Here is a 22,171-nt window from a genome sequence, read left to right as displayed (position 1 = left end):
ATTCACTTTTTCAACTCTTGTTGACTTGAAAATTTGATAACCCAACTCAATGGGCTAATAAGAACCAACCTGCTGTTGTTGTCGTCAAGTCATGTTTCAGCGTATGGGACTGAAACAAGGTTGGCTCAAGAATTTGGAGTATAAGTTTCTCCTTTTTCTTGCTCTAGCATGGTGTTTTTAAAGATTGGTAGACTGATTGGGGCATCCTACGCAAAATTGGGATCCTGGTCAGTTTTTTTGTGGGCTGATTTTTTTTGGGCTAGATAGGTGCTGGGTGAGTCCAGCTAGCTACTGGTTCATGAAATTGGTGATTAACTTGTTAACGAAGCGGCGGATCGTTGGATTGTGATCGCTGGATTTTGATGATCTGATTTTGATGGTTTGAGCAGGATAACCAAGCGCATGGGTGTAGTGACTTTAAGACCAGCTCGATCGCCCGATCGGGATTTGGTGCTGTCCTTAATTAGTCAGCTTTATGAGCATGAGTCCATTGAATTTGCCCTCGATCGGGTGGGGCCCGCGCTCGATCGGCTCCTGGCCCAACCGGATTGGGGCACGGTGCTTTTGATTCAGCCGGACAGTGATGCCCAGCCCGATCGCCCGGCAATTGCCGGTTATGCCGTGTTGGCCTATCTTTACAGCCTCGAATTTGGCGGGATGGTGGCGCTGCTCGATGAGCTATGGATTAGCGAGACCTGGCGCGGCCAAGGGTTGGGGCGCAAAACCATGGAAGTGATCGAGCAGTTCTGTGGCGATCGCGGGCTGGTGGCCCTGCGGTTGGAAGTGGGCAAAACTAACCTAGTTGCCCGATCGCTCTATCAGTCCTTGGGGTTCCAGGATCTCGATCGCGACTTTTGGACCAAGCGCCTCGGCTGAGGGCCGGGCTGACGTGTTCTGCTTCCAGACTGCCGCACGATCCCTAGCCATTGTTAATTCGCCCTGTGATTTAGCCCTGTGATTTCCATCGAAAATCCCCAACCGGCCACCGTCCAGATTCGATCGGCCCAACCGGCGGATGTGGCGGCCCTCTTTCATTTGATTGAAGCCCTAGCTGCCTACGAGAAACTGAGCCATCAGGTCACCGGTTCCCCGGAAGCCCTGCGATCGCACCTGTTTGGCGATCGGCCCTTTGCCGAAGCCCTGGTGGCCGAGGCCCAGCCCACAGCGGGCGGCGCGGCCGGCATCGTCGGGATGGCGCTGTTTTTCTATAACTATTCAACTTTTCTGACCCGGCCGGGCTTGTATCTCGAAGATCTGTTCGTGTTGCCGGCCTATCGGGGTCAGGGTTTGGGGAAAGGACTCTTGCAAGCGGTGATCGATCGGGCCCGATCGCAACAGTGCGGGCGGGTGGAGTGGAGCGTGCTGGACTGGAATGCTCCGGCGATCGCGTTTTATGAGCACATGGGCGCAACGGTTTTGCCCGACTGGCGAATTTGTCGGGTGCTGTTGCCTGACGCGATCGCCTGACAACTGGCCCACCAGCTCGCCCCGGCAAATTGTCTAGGGCGATCGGCTAATTAATCCTGGATCTCAATGGGCGATCGGCCCAAAAATTCATCCAGCTTGGCCCGCACCACCTGGATGTCTTGCCACATCAACCATTTGGGGCTGCCCTTCTCTCGCGACTGGTTTCGCAGCAGGTAAGCAGGATGGAAAATGGGCATACAAAGCCGCCCTTCCCATTCCAGCCACTGGCCCCGAATTTTGGTGATGCCATCCTTGCGACCGGTCACGCCGCGCACCGCCGTGGCTCCGGTCAGCAAGATAATTTTTGGATCCACTAACCGAATCTGCTCCATCAGGTAGGGCCGACAGGCCGCCGCTTCCTCGGGGGTTGGGGTGCGGTTACCGGGCGGCCGACAGCGCACCACGTTGCAGATATACACTTCCGTGGCCAGGTCAATGCGCACGGATTCCAGGATTTTTTCGAGCAACTGTCCCGATCGCCCCACAAAGGGCAGCCCGGTTTCGTCCTCCGTTTGGCCCGGCCCTTCGCCAATAATCATGATTGGGGCCGTGGGCAACCCACGACCGACCACCACGTTGGTACGACCGCCGGCCAGCTCGCAACGCTGGCATTGGCGGCAATGGGCAAACAGCGCTTCAAGGCTGTTGTAGGTTCCCGGCGGAATGGGTTGCCGACCGTCTAGGGGAATCCGTTCGAGGTCGATCGCGGGGGGAGGTGGGGGCGCAGGCGGTGCAATGCCCCCAAAATCGAACAGACTAATTTGCTCGCTCACGGGATCAGTGGCGGACACGATCAAACAACTTCCTTTTTCTTCCGGTGGCTAGAGTCCGGTGGCAACCCGATCCTGGGGGCCGGGCTGACCTAGACGGCGGCGGGTTCCATCCCCAGACGGGCCAGCAGTCGATCGAGATCGAAATGCTCACCCATCAAGTGGCGGATGCATTGAATTTTAATCGGTTCCTGCAAACGCACTTGCCCAAAGGCCCGATCGACAATTTCCACCGTGGTCAACGTGTCTAGATCCACCGTCAGCACCGGAACTTCCAACTCTTCGGCGCGGGTGATGATTGTCGGATCCGGCGGCACTTGCCCCGTCAGAATCAAGCAATGGGTTGAGGTTTCCAAGGCTGCAAACTGAATATCAGCGCGATCGCCCCCGGTCACCACGGCCATGTTGTTGCCCTTGCGGAAATACTTGAGGGCCGAATTCACGTTCATGGCCCCGATCTTCAGGTCTTCCACCATCAGTTCCAGGCGATCGCGGCAACAGAGCACTTCCGCATCCAGTTGGCGCACCAGTTCACCCACGCTGACACTTCGCAGCAGGGCGTTGCGCGGCAGCAGCCCCAAAACGGGAATGCCTTGGGACTCCAAAAATGGCCGCGCTACACCGTTCACCGCGTCCAGTTCCTTGGCAGGCAAACGATTCAGCACCACGCCCGCCAGTCGATCGCCCAGCAGTTCCCGCGCGGCCATCAGCCGATCGACCGTCAGGGTGGGTTCATAGGAACAAACCAGCAACACGGACGCATCCAACGTCCGCGCCATTTGGGCCATGGATAGTTCAAATAAACTGCCCTCTTGTAAGGAGGCGGGCCCCTCCATCAGCACCAACTCAGCGCTGGTGTTGCCATAATCCTCCAGCAAGGCGCTGTAGTGGGTGGGGTCTTCCCCTTGCAACCGCTTGAGCACCGCATCGGAGGTTAGTTGCACCAGCGTCGGCAGCAGTCGATCGCTCGGGAGGTTCAATGTCTCGCGGATCAGCCGCACATCCGCATCTTCGCCATCCGTGGCCGTCATCAGGCCACCGAGCGGCTTCCCGTAACCGATCTTGATGTCCTTGGTGGCCAACAGATGAGCCAGACCCAGCAATACCGCTGATTTGCCGCTGTACTCTTCCGTAGAACCGACGATCAAATGCCTGGGACGAAACGGCACGCTAAAACTCCTGTGTTGTGCAACAAACTGGGGCGAAATGAACCGTCTGCGGTTGGGGGAAATCGGTTGAAATCGGGGAACCGTGGCTCGATCGAAGGGCGATCGAAAAGGTTAGCGATCGTTGGCAGAACCGGCGGGGGTCTCTCGCTGCGTCACAGACCCGTTCAACAGATCCATCGGCCTTTGCGAGGGGGAAACTCCGCAACCCAGAACCGTGGGCGGTCTTCAGTATTCAGAACGTGATTCAGAACGTGAATTGGCTTTCAGATGTCGTCAGATTTGAGGGGCGATTTTCAGGTGCGATCGACCCATCAAATCTGGAGGGATACCAGACATAGCAATCCTGTTAATGCAATTAAATCATTAATGTGTATTGCAGCGATTGCAACTGTCCATTACACCTGGTATGGAAGGGTAACGATTGTAACAAGTTGTTAGGGATTGTTGCCGCAATTTTGCGCCCCGAGTCCGGGTGGGCTGAGGTGTTTGGGGATCGCTCTTCCGGGTTTGAGAATGGGTTTGGAAACCGACGGCCGGCCGCCGATGCGACCCGATCGCCCCTCTAGGGTTAATCATTCCCAAAATTTCCCGCCCATGGGCAGCTCCGAAGCAACCCAATTCAAGGTTCCCCGGACGATTTGGCGGACGATGGGGCTAAGGGGGCAATTATGCGATCGTCTCCTAACATTACCAAAAAAATAATGCCTGATTTCGGTTGGATGCTGAACCTACCGTTGAGCCTGATGCGGGATTTGACTTCGGGATTTGATTTCGGGATTTGATTCTGGAATTTGATTTCGGTCTGATTTTGATTTGGCCAAAGTCTGATCGGGTTTCGCTGGTCGGAGGCTGAAGGGTAAGTCCAACCAGCGATCGCACCAATCTGAGGGTCAATCCAAGCCGCGATCTAAGGGCTAGACCGAAGGGCCCAGCAAGGGCCGATCGAGAGGGATATTTTAGTCCGCTTGATCCTATTCCAAATGGCTCAGAAGCTTGCGATAAAAGGCCTTTGAAAAATCCGTCACCCGCGTTTTTTTATAGTCAATTAACACATCAATTAGAAAGCTAATAAATTCAAAATTAGCCATGGACACTTCGTAGCTTAATTCTGCATTGCCATCAAACTGAATTCGACAGCGGGTTAGGTCGGCCGGCAGGGTGGAAACACGCCAGGTGGCCACAAAGGGAATATCATCGCCGCCTTCAATGCGACGTTTACCCTCGATCGATCCCTTTTGGTATAGCCCGATGGCAAAGGGCAACACGTTTCGTTTTGCGCCCTGATAGTAGGGCAGATAAACGCCAACGGCTCCCTTGGCGGCCGGTTCTAGTTTGTCCAACGACATGTGGCGTGGCCTCCTGTGGCCCGTGAGAGGATGACGAGATGATGGGGGGTGGTGACAGCATTGGGGCGATCGCGCCGTGGCCGTCAACCATCGGCAATTGCCGCATTTGCCATTATTGCCAAGCCAGACCCCTTCAACAAGGGGCGTTTGGGTCTCCAGAATTCCTCAAGAATGTCGTAAGAATACCGTTGATTCACCGGGCCTAAACTGCGCCAATTGGTGGGATGGATCGCTTGCGTGATTTGGCCGCAAGCGGTCTAATGCTAGGGAAGATTGCCGTTGATTAACCCCAACCCATTACTTGCACCATCTTCCTGAAGCATATGACGGAACCACTTCTTGACCGGGATGCTCTCGATCGAACCACGGCGGAATCGGGCGACCAGTGGGATTGGAGCGGTGGCCTCGAAGGGCGACGGCGCAAGGCGGCCACGGCTCTCTTTGTCCTTTGGTCCACGGTGGTGATGTTGCACTATGCGGCTTGGGGGCCGGCCTTTGTGTGGGTGGTGACGGTGTTGGCGGGGGCCTATGTGTTGCGAGTGATGGCGGCTCCCCAGACGGCGGCGACCGCCCGATCGACCGACCAACGCGCGCCGATCGCCCCGGATGTTTCCCGATCGCCGGTTGCTTCGGCTGCGGAGGCTTGGCCTTCGGTGGCGGTGTTGGTGTCGGCCAAGGATGAGGAAGCGGTGATTGGGGCGCTGGTGAAACGCCTCTGCGCGATCGACTATCCAGCCGATCGCTACGAAGTTTGGATTATTGACGATGGCAGTAGCGATCGCACCCCCCAGGTGTTGCAACAACTGCAAACGGTTTATCCGCAATTGCGCGTTTTGCGGCGGCCGCCGGGGGCCGGGGGCGGCAAGTCCGGCGCGTTGAATGCGGCCGTGGCCCAGGCGCGGGGGGAAATTTTGGTGGTGTTTGATGCGGATGCTCAAATGCAGCCGGATCTGTTGCGGCAGGTGGTGCCAGTTTTTGATCGATCGAGCGTGGGCGCGGTGCAATTGCGCAAGGCGATCGTCCAAGCGGAAGCCCTTGATTTTCATCCCGATCGCAATAACTTTTGGATTCGGGGTCAGCAGGCAGAAATGGCCCTCGACAGCCACCTACAAGGACAACGGGCCCGCCTGGGTGGCGTGGGCGAACTGCGAGGCAATGGTGAATTTATTCGGCGCGCCGCCCTCGAACAATGCGGCGGATTCAACGAAGCCACCATCACCGACGACTTGGATTTGGCCGTGCGGCTGCACCTGAACGGTTGGGATATTGAATGCTTGATGTTCCCGGCGGTTCTGGAAGAAGGCGTGACCCGCCTCAAGGCCCTGTGGCATCAGCGGAACCGCTGGGCCGAAGGGGGCTACCAACGCTATCTCGACTATTGGCGGGCGATCGCCGGGAATCGCGGTGGAGCCGCCAAAACCCTGGATTTAGCCGTGTTTTTGCTATTCCAATACCTCGTTCCCCAAATGATTGTGGCTGACTGGGTTGTGGCCGGCATTCGGGGCGATGGGCCCGTGCTGACTCCGCTGGCTACGGCGGGGCTGTTGCTGTCCGCCTTGGGGATGGTGTTGGGGTTGCGATTGGTGGCGGTGGGCACTGAATCCCCCACCCATTGGGGCGATCGCCTGGTCAGTTGGTTGCGCACCCTCAGCCAAACAGCCTTGGGGTTGGTGTACATGCTGCACTGGTTTCCGGTCATTGCCAGCATGGGTTTGCGGATTGCGGTGCGGCCCAAGCAGTTGAAATGGGTGAAAACGGCCCACGCTGGTTCCGGGGAACTGGCGATCGAGCTAGATGATCTCGATTCCGACCATTCCTAGGCAGCGCAGCAGTCTGAATTCATCGGGGCAACGTTGCGGAATCAGTCGCCATAACAAGGGACTTAAGCCCCTTGCCGCCTGACGATCTGGGAGTAGCAGCCAGTGGAATTGACTGATGAATTGACCGATCATAAGAAGCTTGCCTTGCGACTGGTCAGCGCATCAAAAAGCACACCTAAAGAGGGCATATGCTCGCAAATTGGCGCTTTTGGGTCATGGGTCTGATCGTGGGAATGGTGGTGGGATGTCGTGCGGACTCGAACAGCCCCAAGGGCCAAGCGAAACCCCAACAAACCCTAACCGTTTCCGCCGCCGCCAGCTTGCAACCCGCCCTCACTACCCTGCAAGCGGAATATCGCCTGGTGGAACCCACGGTGCAGTTAAGCCTCAATTTCGGTTCTTCCGGCGCGCTCAAGCAGCAGATTTTGCAAGGGGCCCCGGTGGATCTGTTCATTTCAGCCGATGCCAAAACTATGGCGGAGTTGGTGGGGGCGGGTCTGGTAGATCCGACAACCCAACGAGATTTGCTGACGAATGAGTTGATTTTGGTGGCGCGCTCTGGCATTTCCCTGCGGAGTTGGCAAGATCTGGCTCGGCCAGGGGTGAAATTTGTGGCGATCGGGGATCCGGAACGCGTGCCGGCCGGCCGCTATGCCCGCGCCACGTTGGTGTCTTTGGATCTTTGGAAAGCCGTGCAGCCGAAGTTGGTTCTGGGCCAGGATGTCAGACAGGTGTTGACGGCGGTGATGACCGGCAATGCGGATGCGGGGGTGTTGTATGCCTCCGATGTGCGCCGATCGACTGAGCCGCCAGAGGGGTTGGTGGTGGTGGGGGATGCGCCGCCGGGATCCCATCCGCCCATCACTTACCCGATTGCGGTGATGGCCAAAACGCGCCAACCGGCCGCCGCTCGCCAATTTGCCGACTGGTTGGGGAAACCCACCGCCCGATCGATCTTTGTCCGCTATGGGTTTGTGCCCCTGAGTTTTGGGGGTGCTTCACCCTTGCCGCATCCGGTGGCGGCCCCTAAGCGATCGCCCGCCCATTCATGACTAGCCTTGCCAGTGGGGTGACCCAGTGGGATTGGTCGCCTTGGAGTTTGTCCGTGGGGGCGGCCCTCTGGGCCACGGGGTTGGCCGTGAGCTTGGGCTTGCTGATCGCCTGGGCGATGCTGTCCTGTCGGGAACCCTGGCGCAGCACGATCGATACGGTGTTGGTGTTGCCGCTGGTGTTGCCGCCGACGGTGGTGGGGTTTGGGCTGTTGGTGTTGTTGGGTCGCCAGGGGCCGATCGGGTTGGCTTTGGAATCGATCGGGGTGTCGGTGGTGTTTTCGCCTTTGGGCACGGTGGTGGCGGCCACGGTGGTGGCCTTTCCCTTGGCCTATCGCACCTTGCTTTCCACCTTTGAACAGTTGGATCCCGATCTGTTGAGGGCCGCACGCACCTTGGGCCTGAATGGTTGGCAGATTTTTTGGCGGGTGCGGTTGCCCCTGGCCCGATCGGGCTTGGTGGCGGCGGCCTTGCTCACCTTCGCCCGATCGCTCGGAGAATTTGGGGCCACGGTCATGTTGGCGGGCAATATTCCCGGCCGCACCCAAACCATTCCCAGTGCCATTTTTGCCGCCGTGGAAGCGGGTGACTGGCCCCGGGCCCAACTGTGGGTGTGGTTATCGCTCGCGATGGCCCTGCTGGCAATTGTGGGGCTTAATCAAGCGGCCCGTCGCCCTTGGTAGGGGGAGCGGTGGGTTCTGAATTCGTTGCAGAACTTGTTGCAGAATTCGGCGGTTTGATCGGTTCGATCAATTCTTCAATGAACTCGATCGGCTCGATCGGCCCCGTCGTTGCGGGCGACCAAATGAGCCAACCCGCCGCCACCGCAAAGGAACCCGCCGCCTGACCAGGATGCAGCGGCAACCCCGTGGCACTCAGCAGCGCATTCACGGCCGCAAAGCCACCAAAAAAGCATCCAATCCCCAATCCCACCCGATCGGGCATCAGGTCGATCGCCAGCGGAATGCCCCCATTGAACAGCCCCGCCCAGGCCACCATCATCACCAACGCCAGCGGCCAAGTGATGATGCCCAATTGCGGCAACGTCAGCATTGGCAGCCCCATACCCAAGGCGATCGCCCCCGCCAACATCACCGATCGATTGCCCCACCGGCCCGCCAACAGCCCCATCACCAACGCCCCGATCGCCACCGTCAGACCCACCCCCAACCCAATTACACTGCCGGGCCATTGGGGCAACTGGCTTTGCAAGGCAGCGGGCACAATGCCAAAAAACAGCCGCAACCCCCAACCCACGGCCGCCCCCAATCCCAACAGCCGGACGACTTCTCCCCAGTGAATTGGCCCAGGACGGTTTTGGGCAACGGCGCTGGCTCCCAGAACTCGATCGGGCCCCGCCAATTGCAAGATTCCCGCCGCCGCCACCAGGGCCAACGATCCCAACCCAAAGGCATAGGCCGGGCCCAACTGCAAAACACGATCGCGAGCCAAAGGAGCCACCGCCCCCACCAAGCCCGCTGACAAAACCAGCAGACTGTTGGCCTGGGGTAGTTGACTGCTCAAGGCGTATTGACCAATGAGGGCGATCGCGGGCGATCGAAACACCGCCATGGCCACCGCCCACAGCACCACAGTCACCATCAACAGGCCTTGAATGATGGCCCCGCGCCCCAACGTCGCCGCCACCATGGCCCCAAACATCAACACCGTCAGCCCCACCCCCGCCATCACCAGGGGATAGCGGCTGCCCACGCGCAACCGGGCCCGATCGCTCAGGCCTCCAATCACCGGCTCCAATACTGCCGCCAGGCCATCTTCCAAAATCAACACCGCCCGATCGATCCCCGGTAATCCCACGGCCGCCAACAACTGGGGTAAATAGAACCGATACAGCACCCAAGCCAGGGAAATGGCTCCTTGTAATCCCGCCAATCCCAACACGGGCCGCCACAGGAGGTTGCGTTCAGGTTTGGTTAATTCAGGTTTGGTTAATTCAGGCTCGTTTGGCTTGGGATGGGCGACAGGCTCAGGCGATGGGGTCATGGGATGGGGCCAGGGCAAAGACTAATCGCCTCTGGGGCGATCGGGCGGATAGTTCCGGTCTAACCGATCGATTCGGCTCCTGGCGAACCTGTCCGGGCGATCGTCCGCATCAGCAAGGATTCTGGATCAATCGCCGTCACTCATCCCTCAGCGTCGGGGCTGAATTCTGGCGCTAATTCGCCGTGGCCGCTCTCAGGGTGTCAATATTGGCTTCCCAATTGCGCCCATCAAAGGGTTCAATCAGCACCTGTGCCGGATCGGTTAAATCAACTCCATCCAGACAGCGGGCATTCACGCTGTAGCCATCCGGGTGCGATCGGGGCACATAAAACGACTTGATGCCACAGGTGCGACAAAACAAATGTTTGGCCGTGCCTGTGTTGAAGGTGTAGGTGGTTAATGCCGTTTCGCCCTGCAACAGTTGAAAGCGCGATCGGGGAACGAGCAAATGCAAAAATCCCGTTTTGTCGCAGATGGAGCAATTGCAAGACTGCACCTGTAAGGGCGATGGCCCCTGCACCTGAAAGCGCACGGCTCCGCAATGGCAACCGCCCTCATAGGTGACGGCAGCGTCACGAGCGGATCCAGCCTCCGCCGTGGGGTTGGGTTCTTGGGTCATGGCGAATGGTCGATCGAGAAGAAACGGATCGCTAAGGCTTAAGTTAAGGCTTAAATTGTCGATCGAATGTGGCCCGGTCGATCGGTTGTGGCACTTCCAAACCCTCGCCCCCCAACACCGTCAAGGGTTGGCCTTCCACCAAAATCCAAACCTTCGCAGCGGGATTCAACGTGCTGGCCGTGTAAACAATTTGGCCTAACCGTCCCATCATCGATGCACTGCCGCCACCGCTGGTGAATTCCGACGACAGGTTCACCCGCACCCCTTCCGGCGCGATCATCACGTCCAGTAGCTTGGTGTTGGTGGGAATGGCGCTGCTTAAGTTGTTGTCGGTGGGTTGCCCGGCCAAAACTTGCTCGATCGCCCCGCGCAGTACCTCATCTGGCTCACTGCTGGCCACAGTTTTGGCCGGCTGACCCGCCATCACAAAATGGGTTCCCGTGTCCTTCAGCCAATAGACCTGGGACTGCTCAGCGATCGGAGCGGTGGCCGCAGGGGCAGGAGTCGCCTTGGGCGATTGGGGCACGGCGCTGGGCGGCGGCGTGGGTGCAACGCTGGCCGCCACCGAAGGGCTGGGGCTGGGAATTGTCGTTGCGGCGGAAGGGCTGGGGGTTGGGGTGGGGGCTGTGGAAGCATTCCACCAGGCAACGCCGGCCCCCACTGCCACGGCCGTTGAACCAACGGCGGCCACAAGACTGATGGGTAGATTGCGACGGGGACGATCGGACATGGTGACAAAACCTCCTGAGGCGGTGCAAACGCAAGGCCCATAGCCAGCCTGGAACCGCACTGGGCATGGCCCAACCAACTGAAACTGTGACCGAAACTGTGACCGCAACGGTGGCTGAGGCAGTACCGGAAACCGTTAGCGAAATGGTTCTTGAACTCTTGTTCTGGGTGGGGGGATGGAAACCCGGATCATTCGAGGGTGGCGATTTGGGGGCAACTTGGGGGCGACTTAGGGATCGATCATCGGGTTCAACAATGGGCGATCGGGCTGTTACGGCCATTCTAGGCCGCTCCTCAACAGTCGGTGTGAAGGCTCCCCGGGAATTAGGCTCCTTGGGCCAGTTCCATCAGGGCCACTTCCCAGGCCAAGCGAGGTTGCACATAGCCCATCAGTTGCTTGCGGAGGGCTTCCAATCGACGCAGGGCCCGATCGCGCTGGGGCCAAGGCCGATCGCCCTGTTGCCACCAGGTTTGTTGCAGATAGTTCACCAGCCACAGTTGCTGCTCCAGGTCGATCGCCTTATCGAGCTGCCGGGCCAAATCCAGGGCCGCAAAGGGGGACTGGGGCGGTTGGCGCAGGGCCATCAGCAAGTCCTGCGGCAGGGTTTGCAACCGTTGCCAATGGGCGATCGCCTGGCCGGGACAGCCCTGGGCCAAGGCCAACACTTCGGGAGCGTTGCGCAAGTCGCCATGGCCCGCCCGATCGAGCACTTGGATCAACTCCGAGGGGGCCAACCGGCGAAAGGAAACCCGCGCGCAACGGGAAACCAGCGTGGGCAAAATCGCCTCGGGGCCAGGAGCCAACAGAATGATGGTGGCGCGGCCCGGTTCTTCTAGGGTTTTTAAAAGGGCATTGGCGGCCCCTTCGGCCATGGTTTGGGCCGCTTCAATCACCACGAACGATCGGGGCGCTTCCATGGGTGGCCGGCCGAGGCTGGTGGCCAATTGGCGAATTTGTTCTAGGCGCACCTGGGGTGGTGTTTTCTTTTCCAGACCGCTGGCTTGGGCTTGGCTGATGGAAATGAGTTGCCCCCGATCGAGGTAGGTTGGCTCCAGCCAAATCAGATCGGGGTGCATTCGCTCGCGCACCCGTCGTCCCAAACTGGCCGCCAACTCCGGGCGATCGGGTGGACAAAGAATCCATTGGCCAAAACATTCCGCCGCCAGCTTGCGCCCCACCCCATCGGGCCCCGCAAACAGATAGGCCGGCGCAATTCGATCGCGGGTGATCGCCATCGTCAAAAAATCAATGACCGAATCTTGACCCACCAGGGGCCCAAACCCAGCCCGAATCGTCGCTGGCTCCAGCATCTAACCGGCCTCCATCCCCATGACCCCTTGTTCCTGTCCTGTGATCTCGGCCGCAATGACTTGCATGAACGACCTGCCTTCCCCTGGCTGTTCGATTAGAACGCGGGCTGCACCGGAACCGGCCACCAACGGGCCAAGCGCTCGGTCAACACCGCTTGGGTTTGGGCAAAGGTGGCGGCCAGGTCTCCATCGGCCGCGATTCGCACCACTCGATCGGGATCCTGGGTGGCCAAGGCTCCAAACCCCGATCGCACCCGTTCATGGAATTCGATCGCACTGCGTTCTAGGCGATCGGCCGGGCCTCGCCGCGCCGCCCGCCGGGCCAAGCAACAGTCGATCGAGGCATCAAACCACAGGGTTAAGTCACTGGTTAAGCCCGCCGTGGCAATGCGGTTCAGGGTGTCAATCAGAATTAAATCCTGTTGGCGGCCGAAGCCTTGATAGGCCACGGTGGAATCCACAAATCGATCGCTCACCACCAAGGCCCCGGCGGCCAAGGCCGGTTGCAGCACCTGCGCCACATGCTGGGCCCGATCGGCCGCATAAAGCAGTAGCTCGGTGCGATCGGCTACCTCCCAATCGCCCGACAGGAGCAAGTGGCGAATCTGCTGGCCCAAGGCCGTGCCTCCCGGCTCCCGTGTCACCACCAAGGGGCGATCGCCCAAAATGCCGCTGGCCTTGAGCCAATCCACCGCCCGCTCCAGTTGGGTGGTTTTGCCTGCGCCGTCAATTCCTTCAAAGGTGACCAACCGGCCCGGATTTGTCGTAACTGTCGGTGATAAATCCAGTGGTGACAGACCCGATCGCGGCATGGTGTCCAATCCCATAACAACTGTTTCCGTCCCCATCGCCAGCTTTCCCAAGCAAAACCCTTGAGATCTGGTTCTGTTTTGCTCACGATCCCTTGGTTCCGGGCCCCAAGTCCACAGTCGAGAGCAAAAGCGCTTGGGTATTATAGGGTTGGACGCGGTTCTACGCAGTTTCACGCAATCGAATCTTCATGGCTCGTTATACCTGTCTATTCTCCTTCTCACAGCCGTCAGATCAACTGCTTGGCCAGCTTGAACCCTCGCTGACCGATTGCGGTCTCAACGTCGTCCACAAAACCGTTGATTATCTCCTTGCGCGTGAACGACCGGGCAAAGTGTCCTATTACCGTTTGGTGACGGTGGAATTGGTGATCGATCGCGCCGACGAAGTTCGCAATCGCGCTCGCTTAAACCTGATTGTCAAGAATGAAGAGCTGGCCCTTCAGCAAAATAATCATTGTCGGCAAATGTCCGAGCAAATTGGCCAAACCTTGCAGGACAGCGGCTTGCTGGAACTGCTCAGTAGTGTCACGGGCTAGGCAATTCAGGCGATCGCACCGTCAAGGCGTGAGGGTTGGCGGTTGCGCCAAATCGGCAATTTGTTCTAGTTGGAAATTGTCGAGCAAGTCCTCGATCGCCTGGCACAAATCGTGATGGCCCGGTGGTAACTCCGTGAGCAGCACCCGCACCTGATCTTCATCGGCACTGCGGGCGGCTAAGTCCAACGCCAAGCGCCACTCGATCGGCAGTTCCGCAAACCGATCGCGCAGGTTCAGGCTGGGTTGGCCATCGAGCACTGAATGGGGAGCCATGGGCACGGCGATCGGGCAGATGGGGCCCTGGGGAGCCAGCAGGCCGCGAATCAGATCCAACAGCAGAGGACAAAGCGGGGGCGAATTGGGCAGCAAGGTGCAGTCCAGCTCTTGCAAACAATGGTGATCTTGGGGACTGGGGGCAATGGCCACAATCGCACAGGGACGATTCACCAGGTTCTTGCGCTCGATCGCCCGGATGCGGCGAATGGTGGCCAGCCCTTCCCCGTCCGGCAGCCGCAGATCCACCCACAGCAGTCGCGGTTGCCAGGAAGTCCATTGGCGCAAGGCATCCCACCCGTGACGAACACATTGGCTTTCCAAGCCCACCTGTTTCAGATAGTTCACATAGGCCTGGCCCCGATCGAGCAGAGGATCCACAATTAACAAGCGTCCAATCCAGGGTTCGGGCGGCGCGGACTCCAGCAGGGCCAGGGGCTTGCGGGCCGGTGGCTCCGGATGCGTCAACAGGCCATCCAGGCGGGGCAAGGGCACTTGCAGCCGAAAAATGGTCAGGATGCCCGGGCGACTTTCCGCCACCAAAGAACCCCCCATCAGCAGGGCCAACCGCTGCCCGATCGCCAAGCCCAATCCCGTGCCCTGGCGCAGACGACGGCCGGCCTTGGCCTGCACAAAGGGTTCAAAGATGTCAGTCATTTCCTCGGGGTGAATGCCTTCTCCGGTGTTGCTAATTTCAAAAACAAGCAGGTCACCTTCGCCTAAATCAACGGAGAAAGTGACTTGGCCGGGCATCCCAACAAATTTGAAGGCGTTATCGAGCAAGTTGGTTAAAATTTGCCGCAGCCGTCGGCCATCACCCTTCACCCAATGGGGAACCGTGCCCGCTACGGCCATTTGGAAATGAACACGGGCACTGCGCGATCGCATCTCAAAAATTTCATGCAAATCGCTCAGCAGGGCCAACAGATCAAAATCGATCGGCTCCAGTTCCAGATGATCCGTTTCCACCCGGGCGATCGAGAGCAAATCATCAATCAGTTGCAGCAGGTAAGAACCATTGCGGGCGATCGCGTCCAGATGTTCCAGGGCCGGATCCCTGGGGGGGGAAATCAGGCCCAAAACGCGCGATCGCAGCAGTTGCCCAAATCCCAAAATGGCGTGGAGCGGCGTGCGCAACTCATGGGTCACATTGGCCAAAAAGACTGTCTTGGCACGGTTGGCCTGTTCCGCCGCATCCCGGGCCGCCGCCAAATGGTGATTCGCCACCGCCAAGGCCGCCGTTCGTTCCGAAACCTGTCGCTCCAGGTTTTGGTTGTAGCTCACCAATAATTCCTCAGTCACCTTGCGATCGGTGATGTCTTGCAACACCACGATCGCCCCAGTCACGGCCTGCTCACTGTCAAACAGCGGCACGGCCAACACCTCCAAGGGCACGCGCCGTCCGTGGGTTTGCTGCACATCCAGCCGTGTGGGTGCAACGGTTTTTCCTTCCAGGGCCAGGATCTCCGGTAACTGTTGCGTGGGAAATTGCGTCTCGCTGCCGGCCAAGAACAGGCGGTGATGCAAGGTTTCGCAGGTGCGCCCCAACGGTTGCAGCCCGATCGGCAGTTGCAAGAGGCCCCCCGCCACGGAATTAACGTACTGCAAGGAACCGTCTTGGCTCAAAACCAACACCCCCATCGGCAGCGACTCCAGCACTTGGGTTAAGTGACTTTTGCTGTCCTGGAGGGCGCTGAAGGACAAACGCAGGGTGGCCGCCATGGCGTTGAAGGTTTGGGCCAAGGCATCAAATTCGCGCACCCCCGTGTTGCTGTCTACGGGTTGAAACTGGATGCGGGCAGCGGCGCGGGTGGCCTGGTTCAGTTGCTCCAGAGGGCGCAAAACCTGCTGCACCGTCCACCATCCAATCCCCATGGCTAACAGCAGCGCCGTGCCGGCCAACAGCAACATAATTTCGGCGGTTTCTTGCACATCACCCAGAAAGGCCGATTCGGGAACCAACACCGCAATCCACCAATCGGGGGTCGTGGGGTGGTTGCAGCGCTTGAGGTGCAGTAGGTAGCGCTTGCCGTGGAATTGGTAGAGCTGGCTGGTGCGATCGGGCAGATAGCGAAATCCTCCGAATCGATCGAGCAGGTAGTAGCCCACGCTTTGGATGGACCGATCGGGGAAGCTCTGCAAGGACAAGGGGTGCAGTTGGTTCAGTTCGCCCCGCTGTTCCACCCGATAGGGCAACTGATCGCTGGAGGTGGCCACCACCGTCCCCTCATCGGTGAACACAAAGACCTGACCCTGAGGCGGTAGGGGAATCGATCGCAGCAGTTGCCCCACCGTCAGCAGGTTTAAGTTGGCGCTAAACACCCCCAACAATCGGCCGGAGCGATCGTCATACAGCGGCCAGGCATGGTGCATCACCCAATCGGCGCTCCATTGCCAGTTGCGGTTTTGTTGGCGCTGATCCAAACTGCTCCAGGTGGGCTGGCCAACCCCCACCGCCGCATTAAACCAAGCCTGGGATTGGGGTTCGCTGGTCCAATAGAGCCGAGGGCGACCGGCTGGATATCCCCGATCGCTCACGGACCATTGCCAGATACTTTGGCTATTGCCTTGGCCGTTGGCAAAGCGCCGCCACCCTCCTAACCGCGACACCCCGCGCAAATTGCCCTCGGGATCGCTGTAAACCAACTGGCCCAAGTCGGGAAACTCCCGCAACCGTCGCCACAGGTATTGTTCGATCGCCCGCCAATCTCCTTGGGGCCATTGCCCTGTTAGGAAATCATTCGTTTGCAGTTGGGCAACGGTGTTGTAGGTACGAAAGAGGTTTGTGAGCTGTAAATGGGCCTGCTGACTGCTCATTTGCAGCAGTTGCTTGGTGTTTTCGGTGGCAACGGTGCGATTGCTGCGCAGGGCTAAGTAGGCGATCGCCCCCACCACCAGCACCAATTGGATCACAAACGGCACAATGATCAGCCACCGCAGAGAAACCGCCCAACCGCCGCCCGCCGAAGGAGCGGTGGTCTGCGATCGAACCGGGGGTGGCGACTCTGGGGCGGATGGTTTCAAGCGTGCTCTCCTCTAGGGCCGAGGCGCAAGCAAGGGGCTAATCAACAGCTAATCAACAATTGAGGCCGAAATTGGAGCCAAGGCGATTGACCGATCGCACCCAAACTCAAGCATCGGGGCCTAAACATTCGCCGGGTTGAAGGTGCAGGCCGTTGGCAAAGTCCCAGCCGGGTTGCGGCCGTTTGCCCGCAGGCACCACTTGGCGCAACAGTAGATAATCTTGCCCAGTGCGCACCACGGGGCCCCATCCCTTCAGGATGCCAACGATCGTTCCGGGTGGCCCCGCTATCGCCTGCCACTGGGTTTGTAAATTCTCCCATTGGGCGGCAAGGGAACCAAAACTCTCGGGTAATTGAGACCAAAACGTTGAACCCAAAGGGGCCGTTTCCAACAGCTTCAGGCCGTTGCCGCGCAACTGGCTGTGGCCGTTGGGGATCATGGCCCGCACTTGGTTATGGATTGCCAAGGCCGAGTGTGACCAGTCGATCGCCCATTCTTCTTTTTTGATTGGGGGGGCGTGGGTGGCTCCGGCCGGTTGGGGTTGGGGCTGAAGCGACCCATCGGCCAAGCCCCGTAAGGTGGGGGGCAACAGATCCGCCGCGATCGCCGCCAGCCGTTCCGCCAAGCTTTGGGCGTTGTCCAGGAGGTCGATCGGGGTGTCGCCCCGCAGCAACATGGGGCCCGTGTCCATCCCTTCATCCATCAGCATGGTGACAATGCCCGTGAGGCGATCGCCCGCTTGCAAACAGCGCTGAATCGGGGCCGCGCCGCGATAGGCCGGCAGGATGGAGCCATGGCCATTGATGCAACCCAACCGGGGCATGGCCAATATTTCCGCCGACAGCAGTTGGCCATAGGCCACCACCACAAAGGCATCGGCTTGGGTGGCACGCAGGCGATCGAGGGTTTCGGGATCTTTCTTGACCCGATCGGGCTGCCAAACCGGGATCCCCGCCGCCAGGGCCAGTTGCTTCACCGGGGAAGGAATCAGGTCGCTGCCCCGTCCTCGCCGTCGATCGGGTTGGGTGACCACGGCCAAGACCTCAAAATCTGGCTCGTTGATCAGGCGCTGCAAACTGGGAACCGCAAAGGCGGGAGTACCGAAAAAGACAAGCCGCATGGTGATAGGAAAAACAAAACGGTCGGAGGGGCGATCGATGCTGAACCCAACGCAAGCCAAACACCGTGACAAGCGGGCCGATCAGGGGTTCATCAACGGTTCAATCACAATTTCGATTCGTCGATTGCGTTGCTGGCTGGCGGGATCCGGGTCGGGCGTGAGGGGCCGGCTGGCCCCGAAGCCGGCCGTAACCCAACGGTAGGGGCCCGTGAGCCGATCGGCCAGGTATTGACCCACGGCCTTGGCCCGGCGCAGGGTTAATTCTCGGTTGGCGGCCGGATCCCCGATCGCGTCACTGTGGCCGGCAATGCGCACGGTTGCGCCTGGGTAGTTTTGCAAGTCGGCGGCAATGCTGTCCAGAATGGCTCCGGCTGCCGGTTGCAGGTTGCTGTGATTGTCCTGAAACAACAAGTCCGTCGGCAGGGCGATGGTGAGGCGGCCGGCGGTTTGGGTGGGGGTGCTGCGGGTGGGGGATGGTGCGCTGCGGGGTGTGGATTCCGTGCTGTTCAGGGCTTGGGCGATCGCCTGCACCCGTTGCTCGATCGGCCCCGTGGGATTGCGATTGCCCAACTCCCCTTCAATGGCCGTGGCCTCCCCAATCAGGGCATTCAGATCCGCTTCGAGGGCTTGCAGTTGGGTTTGCAGGGCCTTGCGTCGATCGGGGCTGAGGGTTGCGGCTGGAACCGGCGACGCACTCAGGGTTGGACTGGGGCTGGGAATGGGGGCTGGGGGTAAGGCCAGCGGGCCGGGCGAGCGGGGCCAACGGGTTAACCATTGATCCAACTGGCGCAGGGCCAATTCCAGCGGTGGGGTGCTGGTGATGGTTCCCGGAACCCAGCGAGCGGCAGCTACCCCGCCCAAAACCCCTGCAATCCCCAGTCCCAACAGCAGGGCCAGCCGCAACAGGGCAACAAGCCAACCCCAAGGGCCCGGTCGGGGCGATCGAGCCGGAGGACGACTGGGCCGGCGCGATCGGTTCCGATTGGGTTGGGGATCTGGGGTGGGCGGTAGTTCAAACGGCGATTGCAAAACTCAAAACGTCCTATCTTGAGGTTGATCGGGACATAGACCAGACGGGACTGTTTCCATTCTAGGCTGGTTCTTTGCTGGGCCTAGCGCCCGAGCCTGTTTTCAATCCCTTCACAGCCGCCGGGAATTGTGCCGCGTGTGCGTTCCCCGCCCCACATGCAGCAATAGACCCGATCGGCCTCGGACAGATCAACCACGCCGCTCAAGTCGGCATTTTCAATCACGGCTCCTGTGCCTTCGCCGGTTTGGTAGTTGGCTTCGTCGTCCTCGCGCGATCGGGGCGTGGCGGTTTCCAAATTGCCGTAAAACAGCCTGACTCCCTTCAAGTCGGCTCCCCGCAAATTGGCCTCAAATAAAATAGTGCGGCTGAGGTTGGCCCGGGTTAAGTTACAACCGCTGAGGTCGGCTCGCACCAGGTTGGTTTCCCCCAGGTCAACCCACCGCAGATCCGTGCCCTGAAGGTCGGCTCCCGCCAACATCACGCCCAGATCAATGACCCGCACGCCCCGGGCCCGATCTTCTTCATAACCGCCGGAACCGTCCAAGATTGGCCGACCCAGCAGCCGATCGCGCTTGAGGGGTGTAACCAGCTTGGCTTGGGACAAAAAGCGCACAATTTTGGACTTGCCCTCCGCATCCACACTGCCAAGAATGGCGGCGGTGCGGCCTTCCGCGATCGCCCGTTCTTGGGGCCAATCTTCCAAAAAACCCTGCTCATCCAAGGCCAAGTCCGATACACCTTGGAAATAGGCATCGATGGTTTGCTGTTGGGTAATCCGGTTTTGCTGAATGGTTAGATCCCGCGAGAGTACATATTGCTGCCAGGCCACATAGACCGCCAACACGGCGATCGCAATTTGGCCCAAGGCTCCCAGGGCTTCGCTAATCGCTCCCACCGCATCCCAATTGATGCTGAGGCGGGTTCCCTGTTCCCCCTGCGATCGCTCCGTGCCCCACAACAGCAGCAATCCAAAGACCCCAATGATCGATCCCAAGGCTCCCGCGATCGGCACACGCCAGGAGACGGGGATCAGTTGATTCCAGAGCTGGCTGCGAAACGGTGTGAGCAACCATAGACCCGTGCCCAAGGATCCCAAGCCACCAATTAACCCCAGCCAGAGATTGCCGGAAATTAGCCCCATGGCTAACAGGGCGATCGTGGTGGGGACAACCACCGTGGTCAGGGTGCGGGATAGGGGTGAGGCAATTCGATCGACCGGAATCGATCGACTACCCGCGCCACCCTCAGATTTTTCAACAGACAAGCTCATGCAACGGCTCCTTAACCGTTTTATTGAACTCTTCAATTCCCAGAATGCCAAGGGCCAATCATGGCCCCAAAACTTCTTTAAAACGGTAGCAATTGATTTTGACGCAAGCTACAGTTCCCTGAGAGACTAGACCATTAACGCCAGCCACGAGCTTGTAGCGCTGCCGCCCGGCAACCTTGGCAACGCCTGATCTGGCAGTCATCCCTAATGTGAACTTCCGAGAAACATGAAACTAGCGGCGCGGGTCGGACAAGTCACCCCCTCCATCACGCTCGCCATCACTGCCAAGGCTAAGGCCATGAAAGCGAGCGGTCTGGATGTCTGTAGCTTCAGCGCCGGGGAGCCAGACTTCCCCACTCCGGCCCATGTGGTGGCGGCAGCCCAAAAGGCTTTGGATGAGGGCAAAACTCGCTATGGCCCGGCGGCAGGGGAACCGGCCCTGCGCCAGGCGATCGCCCAGAAGCTGAATCGTGATAACCGGTTGCCCTATGAACCGGAGCAGGTGATCGTCACTAATGGGGGCAAACATGCCCTCTACGGCTTGATGATGGCGACGATCGAAGCGGGCGATGAGGTGATTATTCCCGCGCCCTACTGGCTCAGTTATCCGGAGATGGTGGTGCTGGCGGGGGGCAAGCCGGTGATTGTGCCCACCACGGAGGAGACGGGCTACAAGATTACGCCGGAACAGTTGCGATCGGTGATTACGCCGCGCACCAAGTTGCTGGTGATGAACTCGCCCTCGAACCCCACGGGCAAGGTTTACAGCCCTGACGAAATTCGAGCGATCGCCCAAGTGGTGATCGAAGCGGATATTGCGGTGGTGTCCGATGAAATTTACGAAAAAATTCTCTACGATGGGGCCGAGCACCTGAGCATTGCGGCCGTGGAGGGTATGTTCGATCGCACCCTGGTTTGCAATGGGTTCGCCAAGGCCTATTCCATGACTGGCTGGCGCGTGGGCTACCTGGCGGGGCCCCATGCCCTGATTAACGCCGTGGCCACCATTCAGGGCCATGCCACTTCCAATGTTTGTACCTTTGCCCAGTTTGGGGCAGTGGCGGCCCTGGAAGAGTCCCAAGACTGTGTGGCGGAAATGCTGGCAGCGTTCACGGAGCGGCGATCGGTGATGCTGGAGCGGATCCGGGCCTTGCCGGGGATCACCTGCTCAGAGCCGGAAGGTGCGTTTTATCTGTTCCCGAATATTACGAAGCTGGGCCTCGGGTCGATCGAGTTTTGCCAGCGCCTCCTGGAAGAGTTCCAAGTGGCCACGATTCCCGGCTTGCCCTTTGGGTCGGATGCCAACTTCCGCCTGTCCTACGCCACGGATCTGGATACGATTTTGCGGGGTATGGATCGCCTGGATAAGTTTGTGGCTTCTTTGCAGTAGGCGGCCATCAGCGTTCAATCAGGGCGCTGAATCCTCGATCATGGCTTGATTGATCATGGCTTGATTGGGGGATTCAGCGCCAGCGACGGGGTTGTTTGAGATGTGTTGATCGCCTCATTCACCGTAATCAGTTCCCCTAACAGCCATGAACCGCCCCACTAATCCTTTGCAAATTTGGCAGTTGGCGACCCCTCACGATCGGCGAGAGTTTGCCATGGGGCTATTGGTGGCCCTGTCGTTGGGGGTGGGCTTTGGGTTTGGTGCTGAAAATTTCTATGTGGGCCTTTTAACCGGTTTGGTGGTGATGACTCTTCAGCAGCAACAGTTGGCCACGACGGTGCTGTTGCGGGAACTGGGCAAGGTGCGGGAGCTAGTGGATCGATCGGGCGATCGGGCTGAGGATGGGCCCGCCTGAGATTTTGGGGATCCTGA

At 59.2% G+C, this 22,171-nt stretch carries 21 protein-coding genes; 9 read left to right on the top strand and 12 right to left on the bottom strand.

Annotated features, from left to right (window positions below; all coding sequences use genetic code 11):
• Nucleotides 1-402 precede the first annotated feature (402 nt).
• Nucleotides 403-876, top strand: coding sequence for a GNAT family N-acetyltransferase (locus AC2IAX_RS09995; protein WP_494387383.1), 474 nt, complete (start codon nucleotides 403-405; stop codon nucleotides 874-876).
• A gap of 78 nt (nucleotides 877-954) precedes the next feature.
• Nucleotides 955-1,467, top strand: a complete 513-nt coding sequence (locus AC2IAX_RS09990) for a GNAT family N-acetyltransferase (protein ID WP_494387382.1) — start codon at nucleotides 955-957, stop codon at nucleotides 1,465-1,467.
• A 50-nt stretch (nucleotides 1,468-1,517) separates the two neighbouring features.
• Here AC2IAX_RS09990 and AC2IAX_RS09985 read toward each other — a convergent pair whose 3' ends face one another.
• Both AC2IAX_RS09985 and AC2IAX_RS09980 read right to left on the bottom strand, forming a co-directional pair.
• On the bottom strand, nucleotides 1,518-2,258 hold the full coding sequence (locus AC2IAX_RS09985) for a uracil-DNA glycosylase (protein WP_234406972.1): 741 nt from the start codon (nucleotides 2,256-2,258) through the stop codon (nucleotides 1,518-1,520).
• 71 nt (nucleotides 2,259-2,329) lie between these two features.
• Nucleotides 2,330-3,406 carry a phosphotransacetylase family protein gene (locus AC2IAX_RS09980; protein ID WP_494387381.1) on the bottom strand — a complete coding sequence of 359 codons (1,077 nt, stop codon included), beginning with the start codon at nucleotides 3,404-3,406 and terminating at the stop codon, nucleotides 2,330-2,332.
• Nucleotides 3,407-3,837: 431 nt separating this feature from the next.
• Here AC2IAX_RS09980 and AC2IAX_RS09975 point away from each other — a divergent pair, with 431 nt between their 5' ends.
• Nucleotides 3,838-3,972, top strand: a complete 135-nt coding sequence (locus AC2IAX_RS09975; RefSeq protein ID WP_494387380.1) for a hypothetical protein — start codon at nucleotides 3,838-3,840, stop codon at nucleotides 3,970-3,972.
• A gap of 405 nt (nucleotides 3,973-4,377) precedes the next feature.
• Here the strand turns inward: AC2IAX_RS09975 and ebsA are convergent, their stop codons facing one another.
• A complete protein-coding gene (gene ebsA / locus AC2IAX_RS09970) occupies nucleotides 4,378-4,752 on the bottom strand; it encodes a type IV pilus biogenesis protein EbsA (RefSeq protein ID WP_099533831.1) in 375 nt (124 codons plus the stop codon).
• A 323-nt stretch (nucleotides 4,753-5,075) separates the two neighbouring features.
• Between ebsA and AC2IAX_RS09965 the strand changes: the two genes are divergently transcribed.
• The 3 genes from AC2IAX_RS09965 to modB all read left to right on the top strand — a co-directional run bounded on the left by AC2IAX_RS09965 (nucleotide 5,076) and on the right by modB (nucleotide 8,304).
• Complete coding sequence (locus tag AC2IAX_RS09965) at nucleotides 5,076-6,572, top strand: glycosyltransferase family 2 protein (protein ID WP_494387379.1); 1,497 nt, start codon at nucleotides 5,076-5,078, stop codon at nucleotides 6,570-6,572.
• Nucleotides 6,573-6,787: 215 nt separating this feature from the next.
• Entirely contained in the window at nucleotides 6,788-7,624 is an 837-nt protein-coding gene (gene modA, locus AC2IAX_RS09960) for a molybdate ABC transporter substrate-binding protein (protein ID WP_494387378.1), read from the top strand.
• Nucleotides 7,621-8,304 (top strand): molybdate ABC transporter permease subunit, encoded by a 684-nt coding sequence (modB, locus tag AC2IAX_RS09955; protein ID WP_494387377.1) that lies wholly within the window; start codon nucleotides 7,621-7,623, stop codon nucleotides 8,302-8,304. Before modA ends, modB begins: the two co-directional genes overlap by 4 nt.
• Here the strand turns inward: modB and AC2IAX_RS09950 are convergent.
• From AC2IAX_RS09950 to tmk, 5 genes are all read right to left on the bottom strand, one after another.
• The gene (locus tag AC2IAX_RS09950) at nucleotides 8,276-9,625 is read right to left on the bottom strand and encodes an MFS transporter (protein ID WP_494387376.1); all 1,350 of its coding nucleotides are present in this window, start codon (nucleotides 9,623-9,625) and stop codon (nucleotides 8,276-8,278) included. The two genes, modB and AC2IAX_RS09950, sit on opposite strands and share 29 nt — an antisense overlap.
• Nucleotides 9,626-9,797: 172 nt before the next feature.
• Complete coding sequence (locus AC2IAX_RS09945) at nucleotides 9,798-10,244, bottom strand: GFA family protein (RefSeq protein ID WP_494387375.1); 447 nt, start codon at nucleotides 10,242-10,244, stop codon at nucleotides 9,798-9,800.
• Nucleotides 10,245-10,287: 43 nt separating this feature from the next.
• Nucleotides 10,288-10,974 (bottom strand): GerMN domain-containing protein, encoded by a 687-nt coding sequence (locus AC2IAX_RS09940; RefSeq protein WP_494387374.1) that lies wholly within the window; start codon nucleotides 10,972-10,974, stop codon nucleotides 10,288-10,290.
• Nucleotides 10,975-11,297: 323 nt separating this feature from the next.
• The gene (locus tag AC2IAX_RS09935; protein WP_494387373.1) at nucleotides 11,298-12,284 is read right to left on the bottom strand and encodes a DNA polymerase III subunit delta'; all 987 of its coding nucleotides are present in this window, start codon (nucleotides 12,282-12,284) and stop codon (nucleotides 11,298-11,300) included.
• A gap of 95 nt (nucleotides 12,285-12,379) precedes the next feature.
• Nucleotides 12,380-13,111 carry a dTMP kinase gene (gene tmk / locus AC2IAX_RS09930; protein WP_494387372.1) on the bottom strand — a complete coding sequence of 244 codons (732 nt, stop codon included), beginning with the start codon at nucleotides 13,109-13,111 and terminating at the stop codon, nucleotides 12,380-12,382.
• 173 nt (nucleotides 13,112-13,284) lie between these two features.
• Here tmk and AC2IAX_RS09925 point away from each other — a divergent pair, with 173 nt between their 5' ends.
• The gene (locus AC2IAX_RS09925) at nucleotides 13,285-13,632 is read left to right on the top strand and encodes a hypothetical protein (protein ID WP_393010015.1); all 348 of its coding nucleotides are present in this window, start codon (nucleotides 13,285-13,287) and stop codon (nucleotides 13,630-13,632) included.
• 21 nt (nucleotides 13,633-13,653) lie between these two features.
• Here the strand turns inward: AC2IAX_RS09925 and AC2IAX_RS09920 are convergent, their stop codons facing one another.
• The 4 genes from AC2IAX_RS09920 to AC2IAX_RS09905 all read right to left on the bottom strand — a co-directional run bounded on the left by AC2IAX_RS09920 (nucleotide 13,654) and on the right by AC2IAX_RS09905 (nucleotide 20,349).
• Nucleotides 13,654-16,929, bottom strand: coding sequence for an ATP-binding protein (locus AC2IAX_RS09920; RefSeq protein WP_494387371.1), 3,276 nt, complete (start codon nucleotides 16,927-16,929; stop codon nucleotides 13,654-13,656).
• Between the two features lie 106 nt (nucleotides 16,930-17,035).
• On the bottom strand, nucleotides 17,036-18,049 hold the full coding sequence (fmt, locus tag AC2IAX_RS09915; protein ID WP_494387370.1) for a methionyl-tRNA formyltransferase: 1,014 nt from the start codon (nucleotides 18,047-18,049) through the stop codon (nucleotides 17,036-17,038).
• Nucleotides 18,050-18,130: 81 nt separating this feature from the next.
• Entirely contained in the window at nucleotides 18,131-19,078 is a 948-nt protein-coding gene (locus tag AC2IAX_RS09910) for an OmpA family protein (protein ID WP_494387369.1), read from the bottom strand.
• Nucleotides 19,079-19,161: 83 nt separating this feature from the next.
• The gene (locus tag AC2IAX_RS09905; RefSeq protein ID WP_494387368.1) at nucleotides 19,162-20,349 is read right to left on the bottom strand and encodes a pentapeptide repeat-containing protein; all 1,188 of its coding nucleotides are present in this window, start codon (nucleotides 20,347-20,349) and stop codon (nucleotides 19,162-19,164) included.
• Nucleotides 20,350-20,575: 226 nt separating this feature from the next.
• Between AC2IAX_RS09905 and AC2IAX_RS09900 the strand changes: the two genes are divergently transcribed.
• Complete coding sequence (locus AC2IAX_RS09900) at nucleotides 20,576-21,739, top strand: pyridoxal phosphate-dependent aminotransferase (protein WP_494387367.1); 1,164 nt, start codon at nucleotides 20,576-20,578, stop codon at nucleotides 21,737-21,739.
• A gap of 145 nt (nucleotides 21,740-21,884) precedes the next feature.
• Complete coding sequence (locus AC2IAX_RS09895; RefSeq protein ID WP_494387366.1) at nucleotides 21,885-22,154, top strand: hypothetical protein; 270 nt, start codon at nucleotides 21,885-21,887, stop codon at nucleotides 22,152-22,154.
• Nucleotides 22,155-22,171: the final 17 nt, after the last annotated feature.

The organism is Limnothrix sp. HT2024 (genome assembly GCF_059138625.1).
The sequence above is the reverse complement of the archived record's forward strand: the minus strand, read 5'-3'. Positions and strand labels throughout refer to the sequence as shown.